This window comes from Halorubrum sp. SS7, from assembly GCF_005435055.1.
Taxonomy (GTDB): Archaea; Halobacteriota; Halobacteria; order Halobacteriales; family Haloferacaceae; genus Halorubrum; species Halorubrum salinarum.
Genome location: NZ_SGXV01000710.1, coordinates 1 through 222, shown reverse-complemented (window position 1 = coordinate 222; position 222 = coordinate 1). Strand labels below are relative to the sequence as shown.

Here is a 222-nt window from a genome sequence, read left to right as displayed (position 1 = left end):
CCGGACCGGACCCCCGAGTCCGTCGAGATCGACCCGGCGTCTCCGGAGACAGGTGAGATCGTGTTCGCGCCGCTGAACCCCGGAAACGACAAGCGATACGGGGTCAGCAACGTCACGATCAGCGTCTGCGCCGGCGACGGTAACGGCGAAGAGGAAGGCGGCGACGACCGCACCGGTGACGGCGAAGAGGAAGGCGGCGACAGTAGCGGGACCGGTAACGGC

At 68.0% G+C, this 222-nt stretch carries 1 pseudogene; it reads left to right on the top strand.

The window, feature by feature from the left end:
* Positions 1–222: pseudogene (locus EXE44_RS19675) on the top strand (hypothetical protein); the annotation flags it as partial.